Raw genomic sequence first — 8,115 nt, forward strand, 5'->3', positions numbered from 1 at the left:
TTTGAAGACGGAGTGCAGGTTGTTGAACAATCGGACTGGAAGGCCGCTTGATGATATTTTGCTCATACACCAGAATTGACAATAACTCAAACCGCGATGGGCTCTTATAATTATTGTTATAGCCCAAACACCTAGAGCGATTTCCCCAGCATTTACTAACCACCAACATAAGTTAAGCTTCTTTTGATACCCCAGTGTGAATAATAAAGCGCTGGCTGTGAAAAGAAGAAGATTAATATTTAAGATATTAGATAAATAAATACTCGCCTGTTCAATATATAGATTAACGTCCAATGTCATATTCAATTTCCTATCCTAAAGAATATGTGGCTTATTTTGAAAAAAATTTTTTCGGATTGTAGGTAAATATGCCTAATAGTTTAGGTTTTAATAGGAGTATAGTAGTAACTGCCTAATTCATATAAATAATAGTACGACTCTACAATTTGCGATATAGATATAGCAGTTAATCCAGTATGCTATAAATAATGAACCAGAAAGTTAGACACAAATTTGGTCCTTATCTTGTAAAGTTAATTTACTTCGCCGTAGACTATTTTTAACTCTTCTTCCATTTCCTCTGTGATAGTGTTTTCAACATAGTCAAGGTAATTATATAGATTTGCTTCATCCTGGATAGAATATACATTAAATGGGTATAGCGATTGAGATTGCTTATGCCAACCCTTTAGATACTGAGCCATTTTTATTTCAGTTATCATTGCATCACAATAAGGAGCAAAAATTGCTGCATGTTCTATATCATAAAGGAACCCACGGATTTGTTTTCTGTGCTTGTCCAAATTAGTTGGGCATCGCCCATCTGATATCTCTTTTCTTTTTACTGCCCAAATACCCGATGAAATATGTACATAGGGGATATTTGCAAAATAGCTTGATTTTAGAAATGAAATAACTTGATTAAATTTGGAGCCAATATTCTGATTATCGGTATCAATTCTCATCAAGGTATTTATGATTTTAACTTCTTCGCTGTTCAGTATTATTTTTATATCATTGCTTTTAATTGCTTGCATATAGTCTTCGATTAAAAACCTGGCATGGTCAGTTATTTCACTAATAAAATTAGCTTGAACGTTACTAGCCATTTTATGAAATTTAGGTAAAGCTTCTATAAAATCTTCTGTAAAAAGCTTTTTTTCTTTCTTAATAATTGCGGGAGATATAAACTGACTGAGGCTAAAATTAGATTGTATTCTAAAAGACGTATCCCAGTCATGGATACCCGGCTCTATGGCATCACTTAACTTTAATTTATATTTATCAGAGTCATTATTTAAGAAAGCTATATATGCATTGATAATCTGTTGTTCCTTAATTTTATTTCTTAAATAAAATCGCTTCCCTCTACTCATGGTTTGAATCATAGAAAAGAGAGCTTTTCCATCATCAGTTTGTTGATGAGATTCGAGGTCGTGAACATCCGAAAAAGGACAGATTATTAGCTGTTTATTCGTAAGGTTTTCCAGTTTATCAATTAGCAATTTGAATCTGCTTTCTTTACCTTTACTAATTGCATATGCGTTAGAAAATATATTTTGGTCTAGATATATAATTTTCTTAATAATTTTAATTAGGGAAATTTCATACGTGTGTCTACAAGATTTGCAAATGCATTTTAAATAATTATGAGAGATTATTTTTTGAACCGTATTGTTCTTTTTGCATACTCCACAATTAACGCTCCCCCAAGTCATAAAGATACACCTATTTCTTAATCCACATTCAAATTTTTAATAGGCGGGAAAAGTTCACCTACCTCTACCTTCAGGCCTTTAGCTATACGAATGAGATTAATAGCAGCAATGTTTCTTTCTCCACGCTCAATACCCCCCATATAAGTTCGATCGAGATTTATTTCGTAAGCAAAAGTCTCCTGGGAGAAGCCTTTTTCTATTCGAAGTTCTCGGATTCGTTGACCTAACTTAATAAGCGCTGGACATTTTTTACTCATTCTCGTATGATACGAATGAGATACTTATCGTACCACGGACTATGAGTATCATATTTTGGTGTTTATCATTCACATCATAATAAGCAATAGTCCTCGTGTGTGTTTATATTAAAAATATGACATAAAGAAAATAGAATAAATTCAATTTATTCGTCCAGTATAGTTAACATAGAAAAGACGCATTAATGCCTTATTCTTTATAAAATAGGTTGTAAAATGAACGACATAGACTACTATAAAAAACGCCTCGAACATTACGAGAAGCAGCGTAAAGAAGAAAAGAAAAATAATGTTTGCATGGGTAAGTTATTAATGTTGGTTTTTGGTATTTTAGTTATATATGCTTTTTTTCCTTGGAGAGAAAAAGAATATACTGATGTACATTTTGGTCTTTCTGTTGCTGGATTTATATGGGGATTTGTAATGTGGCTTAAGGCAAAAGATTCACATAATTGATGATACAGTTAATTCAATGAGTCTAACTTGAAGGTCCGGCTCATTGAATAGAATGTAATGAATTGTTTTGCCTAGAATAGACTACCAATAATGTCCGATACTTGAATTCTGAATGGTGATCCGTTTATTTTTATCGATTTCAATTTCAAAGTCACCAAACATTGAACGAACTTCAAAATTAGGATAGTCTTTATAATGTTCGGGTATCTCCCCGTCAAATTCAAGCTTAATATCATAATCACCATCAACACAGAGCGTATCTTCCTCAATTTCATAGATAAGATTGCTTAAAGAAATCTTTGTTGCTGTGAAATAGGGGGCATACATTTCTATTTCTTTACCCTCATCAGCACGCAAATCGTCAAGTAAGAATGACTGAATGTCATTTTTCAATTTTGATTTTTCACAGAGTGAGCGCATAGCCTCTTGTGAATGTTGAAGTTGTTTGAGAATTTCTAATAAAACTTGAAAAGGTATTTCATGGTTTTGAATGAGTGAAATTGCAATATCCATTTTTTGGAGCATATCATTTTCTGAATATATTCTTTTTAAATAATCTTCTAGCGGTTGCTTGTTGTTATCGTTTAAAAGATTCCGATAGTTCTTATAATTGGAGAATCCAAATTGTCGTGCTGTTTCATCAAGAGCTTGGCTCTGACTCAGCGAGTTATCTCTTTTTAATTGTCTGGCTTTTTGCTTGAGATATGATGGTGATACAAGAGACTTCTTCATAATAAACCTCACATATTACTCATCTATACTTTGTCGCCTGCTCCAAAACATTTATGAGTCATGTTTAGTTTAATATGGTTTAGAGAACCCTAGTTCAATGGCAGTACTCGAGTGCAAGTTTTAGTGCGCAGGCGCAAGGTTTCTGCCTAACCCAACGAGGATTCTATTTATTGAAAATAAATATGTCAATGGCTTATTCTTTATTGTATACGTTCATAACTAACTGAATGCTTTTAATATATTTTTGTAATGTCGAAGTAATTGCCTTAATTCGGTTTTAAATGTTTTGGTTTCAGTTGTTGTTGCTCCATGTTTAAAAGCGTTCGCATTACCTATCCTGGCTCCTGAGCCTCTAGCTCCGCCATGTACACGACAACGAGCCCTTCTTCTAACTGCTGGGCAACGGCAGGGCTTTCCCTGATTACCTTTTGTTCTAGCACCACAGCGAGGAGCGGATTCAAATGCATAACGCTTTTTCTCGGTTCTTGAGGTCGTTTTCATGTTTTTTCCTTGTTACTCATAGGCCCCTGAATAGTTCCGACAATCGCTTGCCCGCCTTGATGAACATCAACACGTTCAACAATAATCTTTTGTCCTGCAATACCTTGTAGTTTTGCGAGTAAGTTAGCTTGCTGAACAAAACAATTTGCTAATTTTACAGCAGAATTTATGTAGTATTTTTTAATATCAGCATGGCTGCTTCCATGAGCAAAAGCTATTGTTCTTTGCTGGAGTTCATGAACTGATAGCATCTGGGCTACAAGCATAGATTGCAAACTCGTTGTGACATTTAAAGCTGTTAATGCCTCATGGCTTTCTTTTTTCGCCTCATTAATATTAAATGTGTCTGACATGACATTGCTTGTGGATATAGCATTTTTACGTATAACCCGATTTTTAAACCTTTGTTTTGCTCGTTTCTCAAGCTCAATACGATCAAGCTGGTTACTATCTTTTGCATCAACAGGTTGCATGCTAATCTCCATTATTTTTATAAAAATCCTTATCAATTGAAACCGACATAACTGACAAAAGCCCATCTGTCAGTTTTGTCAGTTCTCACTATGGGGTATTTCTTTCTTTTCATTCCAATGAAAAACAGTTTTTGGACGGCCATTGGTATCCGTGTAATCAATGTTTTCAATGTAACAATACCCATAGTCAATTAGCCAAGTTAACGCTTCATGGACGATTTCAGAGGAATCAAGACCAGACCAACCTTTGCGTTGTATATCTCGTGTAGAAAAAGTATTTGGCAATTGTTTTTTGCGTTTTAAAATAATTTTTGCAGCATCAAGACTGTTGTTATTTGCTATGCTATAAAGTCTTTTAGCATGGCTAAGCAAATATTCTGCCCATTTTAATGCTCTCTTGGTTGCCTCAATACCTACTGCCTCACGTCCCCCATCAATTATTTCAAAAAGTAATGCTAGGCCTGCAATAGTTTGAGGCATTTTGAGCATATGACTTTCGAGCACGGGATATGTCTCTGGATTTCTAGCAAGCTCTTGAATGTTATTCATCCATTGAATAAATAATGGTTGAGAGTCATTAGTAAACCTGAATTGGCGAGGCTTGTTATCTTCTGTTTTAAATCCCAGATGATGAAGGGTTTCAAAAACTTTATCATACTTTATCTTGGCTTGTAGATTGGGGGCTCTATCAATCCATTGCCAACGACCAAGGTCATTAGGCCATATTGCTAACTGAAAGCGTTGAATTAAACCATCATCAACAATTCCATGTGTGGCACTCCTTATTAATGTTGCAATACGACTAGGTTGAATACCACCGATAATAGAAAGCGTACAGTTTTCAATTTCTATTGTTCCTCGCCCAATGCGATCATAAATATAACGACCATTTCCGTCAAAACACTCTAGATAAAAAGCCCGATCAGATTGATGATCTTCACGATATAGACTAGCTAACCATCCGGCTAGTTCGTCTCTAACAAGTAATAAGCCATTAGGATTTTCATTTAATAGTTCACCTAATTTTTCTACTGTTGGATCGTTAACTGTTAGTCTTCGTCTAATTGGGGGATTACTTAAGGTTCTTGTTCTCAAAGCTTCCCTTGCGGCTTCTCTTCCATGATATTTAAATGCTTTTTTTGCATTTTCTTTTGCTGTACCACTCTCCAATTCAAGTAAGATACCTTCTTCTTGATAACTTTTTTGTTCTTCTTTGTATTGTAAGTTTGCCTCATCCTCCAATTTATACAGCGGACGAAGGGCCTCTTTCATGCTCGGACTTTTCATCGCAGAAGGGCGGCCAATAATGGCTCCCCATTGATTTGGAGTAACTGACCAATCGTCATGTTGTTTGGGACATATTAAAGCTTTACGGCCAAGTAAACTTGCTAGCCCAATTAAAGCTGTTACTGCGACAAAATCGGGTAGACTTTGCTGGCGTTCAGCCACATCGAAAATATAATCTCGAATTGAATCCGGTAGCATCTCTGAAGATAATTGTAAAACTTCTGGCCTTGATTCTGGTAAAATTTGATATATCTCATTTCTTGGTTGTAAATTCATCGAATCTACTGAACAGCTATTTGTTGTAGTAGTATGATTATTATCAAGTAAATTGATGTTTTTAATTTCCTCGTGTGTTGATGTGACTACATTCTTTTTTAATGTTGTTGTAAAATCATTCATGATAAATCTCTTCCAGTTAGCTTTGGGTTTGCGATTCTCCAAAGCTAACATCTGTTAAAGCGAATCCATTTATTCTTGAGGAAATTCAATAAGGTTATTAGCCCAATTCTCAATCTCTTTTCTCAGATACATGGGGCGTTTACCAAGAGGATTTCTTGGTTTTGGAAAGTCTGGCAATTTTACTAGTTCATAAAACTTGGTTGATTGGACACCCAACAGCTTGCGTGCTTCATTGGGATAAAGCAGTAGTGGTACTACATCATTCATAATTCATCTCCTAAAACACTTCAATTCGAATCATTCTCGTGATTCGTTGAGTTGAATTATGGGTAAATAAGGAAGGTGGGTATATTGCCGACACGATTGCTTTTTGATGCTGTGTCGACAATAGATCTTTAAATATTTATGGCGTATGGGTAAATAATTTATTTTTTTAAACTTAATCGTATAGCTCTTCTTCTTAATTTTATGGAATGTAGAATTTTTTGAGTGTTTTTATCTATTGGGTTAAATATAAATTTAGTAATAGGGGTTAAAACGTTTGAAAAATTGTTAAAGAAATTAATTTCTTCATGGATTTTATTATAAGTAAAATAGTCATCATTAATGGTAGATTGCTCTCGCGTAGTAATACGTTCAATATACTTATGTAGAGAAGTAGGGCTTCCATCTGCTTTTAAACCTATTTCTTTTCCCATATAAAACAAACTGTTGATTGCATATCGAATGAAATAATCTATGCTGTACGGTTGGCCATTTTGCTTATTTACTATTAATAGAGCATTTAAAATTTCTTTACACATGTCTAGATGGAAAAATATTTCATTACCCAAAAGAAGTTGCATAAGTGTGTTTATTTCACAGTAATTAGAATTGAATTCTCTCTCCATTCGTTCGATATTCTTTAAGTGGTGGTTTATTCTTTTTTTTAGTTTAGAAGGATCTATTTGCTCCCATAGCTCGGCAAGTTTGTTTGCTCTGTGCCATGGGCCAATAATTATATTAAGTTCTTCTTGTGAAAGCGTATCAATTTGAAGCTGTTTAGTTAGCTCATCTTGTTCTTTTTTACTCCAAGTAGGATTTTGAATGAGAGTCAATATTGGAGCGCGGAGATTCAAGTTTTTTGATTTTAATCTTTCATTAATGGATTGCTTTATATAATTATCGATCATTATTACTTCTCCATTGTATTTGTATTACGTATTGATAGTGGAATTTGTTGAGTTAGCCATTCGCTGTACCAATTCATGAGTTCTTTTCGTTCTTTTTTAAAATCAGCACGCAAGTAAACGCCTCTAACCCCTTGAACTTTATGAGCAAGCTGAGCTTCTATCGCATCAGTTCTAAAATGGCTTTGTTCATGGAGAACCGTAGAGGCCAAAGCGCGAAAGCCGTGTAACGTATGCCGATTTTTATATCCTGAATTGTGTAAGAGTTTGCGTGCACTTGTTTCACTTATTGGTTGTGGTTTGTTTGTTGTTGGTGAAGTAAAAAGATAGGGGGTAAAGCCTGTAATCAACCTTAAATGTTTCAAGAGTTTTATTGCATGAGGTGATAAGGGAACCCAATGAGGCACAGCCATCTTCATGCGTTCGGTAGGAATGTGCCATTCAGCTTGTTGTAAATTAAATTCGCTCCATTGAGCAAGTCGTAGCTCGGATGGTCTGGTAAACAGGTGAGCAAGCAACTCAATATAAATCTTGTTAACCAATGTTGCAGGACTTTTTCTGATGACCTCAAGCATTATGTGAGCCTCATCTGATCTTATGGCTGGTTGATTAGTGACTCGAGGTTTTGGTGCCAATGCTTTTTTTAATCCAATGAAAGGGTAGTTCTCAGTTAACGAAGCACCTACAGCAAATTCAAAGATACTCTGTAGCCTGTCGTGCAAACGATGTGCTATCTCATGATGTCCTTTTAATTCATGGGGGTGGATGATTTGTAAAAGATCGGTTTTAGTTATTTCGTCAATTGGTCTATTTGCAATGAAGGGATAAACGTCACGAACAAGGGTTTTATGATGGCGGTTAAGGGTCACTTCTTTCCAGCAATGTTGATTTTTATGGAGCCACTGTTCTGCAATCAATTGGAAGGTTGGTTTCAGTTCGATTTTTTCATTATCACTTTGTCTTGGATCAATTCCTTTATCGACTAACTCTCTGTAAGCCAATACTTGATTTCTTGCTTCGGCCAGACTCAGACTGAGTTATGCTCGAATCTGGTGTATGTGAAAAATAAATTAGGTGGCGTATCCTGTTGATTGTTCGCCAAGAACATAATCAACAAAAGGAA

11 protein-coding genes are annotated in these 8,115 nt (G+C 35.1%); 1 reads left to right on the plus strand and 10 read right to left on the minus strand.

The window, feature by feature from the left end; genetic code table 11:
- The 3 genes from Lfee_RS17590 to Lfee_RS04525 form a co-directional block, all read right to left on the minus strand.
- On the minus strand, nucleotides 1–306 hold a 306-nt coding region (locus Lfee_RS17590), incomplete at its 3' end, for a hypothetical protein (protein ID WP_238584862.1).
- A gap of 227 nt (nucleotides 307–533) precedes the next feature.
- Complete coding sequence (locus Lfee_RS04520) at nucleotides 534–1,505, minus strand: hypothetical protein (RefSeq protein ID WP_146751416.1); 972 nt, start codon at nucleotides 1,503–1,505, stop codon at nucleotides 534–536.
- 230 nt (nucleotides 1,506–1,735) lie between these two features.
- On the minus strand, nucleotides 1,736–1,975 hold the full coding sequence (locus Lfee_RS04525; RefSeq protein ID WP_058444321.1) for a helix-turn-helix domain-containing protein: 240 nt from the start codon (nucleotides 1,973–1,975) through the stop codon (nucleotides 1,736–1,738).
- A 216-nt stretch (nucleotides 1,976–2,191) separates the two neighbouring features.
- On the opposite strand from Lfee_RS04525, the gene Lfee_RS04530 reads away from it, so the two are divergent.
- Nucleotides 2,192–2,431 (plus strand): hypothetical protein, encoded by a 240-nt coding sequence (locus Lfee_RS04530; protein ID WP_058444323.1) that lies wholly within the window; start codon nucleotides 2,192–2,194, stop codon nucleotides 2,429–2,431.
- An 81-nt stretch (nucleotides 2,432–2,512) separates the two neighbouring features.
- Here the strand turns inward: Lfee_RS04530 and Lfee_RS04535 are convergent, their stop codons facing one another.
- The 7 genes from Lfee_RS04535 to Lfee_RS04565 form a co-directional block, all read right to left on the minus strand.
- On the minus strand, nucleotides 2,513–3,163 hold the full coding sequence (locus Lfee_RS04535) for a P-loop NTPase family protein (RefSeq protein WP_058444325.1): 651 nt from the start codon (nucleotides 3,161–3,163) through the stop codon (nucleotides 2,513–2,515).
- Nucleotides 3,164–3,382: 219 nt separating this feature from the next.
- The gene (locus Lfee_RS04540; protein ID WP_058444334.1) at nucleotides 3,383–3,664 is read right to left on the minus strand and encodes a hypothetical protein; all 282 of its coding nucleotides are present in this window, start codon (nucleotides 3,662–3,664) and stop codon (nucleotides 3,383–3,385) included.
- Nucleotides 3,661–4,137, minus strand: a complete 477-nt coding sequence (locus Lfee_RS04545) for a hypothetical protein (RefSeq protein ID WP_058444336.1) — start codon at nucleotides 4,135–4,137, stop codon at nucleotides 3,661–3,663. Before Lfee_RS04545 ends, Lfee_RS04540 begins: the two co-directional genes overlap by 4 nt.
- A 78-nt stretch (nucleotides 4,138–4,215) precedes the next feature.
- Complete coding sequence (locus Lfee_RS04550) at nucleotides 4,216–5,823, minus strand: YfjI family protein (RefSeq protein ID WP_082646573.1); 1,608 nt, start codon at nucleotides 5,821–5,823, stop codon at nucleotides 4,216–4,218.
- Nucleotides 5,824–5,892: 69 nt separating this feature from the next.
- Nucleotides 5,893–6,090 (minus strand): helix-turn-helix transcriptional regulator, encoded by a 198-nt coding sequence (locus Lfee_RS04555; RefSeq protein ID WP_058444338.1) that lies wholly within the window; start codon nucleotides 6,088–6,090, stop codon nucleotides 5,893–5,895.
- 158 nt (nucleotides 6,091–6,248) lie between these two features.
- Nucleotides 6,249–6,995: a hypothetical protein gene (locus Lfee_RS04560; protein WP_058444340.1), complete on the minus strand. Its 747-nt coding sequence runs from the start codon at nucleotides 6,993–6,995 to the stop codon at nucleotides 6,249–6,251.
- A gap of 2 nt (nucleotides 6,996–6,997) precedes the next feature.
- Nucleotides 6,998–7,993 (minus strand): tyrosine-type recombinase/integrase, encoded by a 996-nt coding sequence (locus tag Lfee_RS04565; RefSeq protein WP_058444342.1) that lies wholly within the window; start codon nucleotides 7,991–7,993, stop codon nucleotides 6,998–7,000.
- Between the last annotated feature and the right edge of the window lie 122 nt (nucleotides 7,994–8,115).

Origin of the sequence: Legionella feeleii (assembly GCF_001467625.1) — a bacterium.
Taxonomy (GTDB): domain Bacteria; phylum Pseudomonadota; class Gammaproteobacteria; order Legionellales; family Legionellaceae; genus Tatlockia; species Tatlockia feeleii.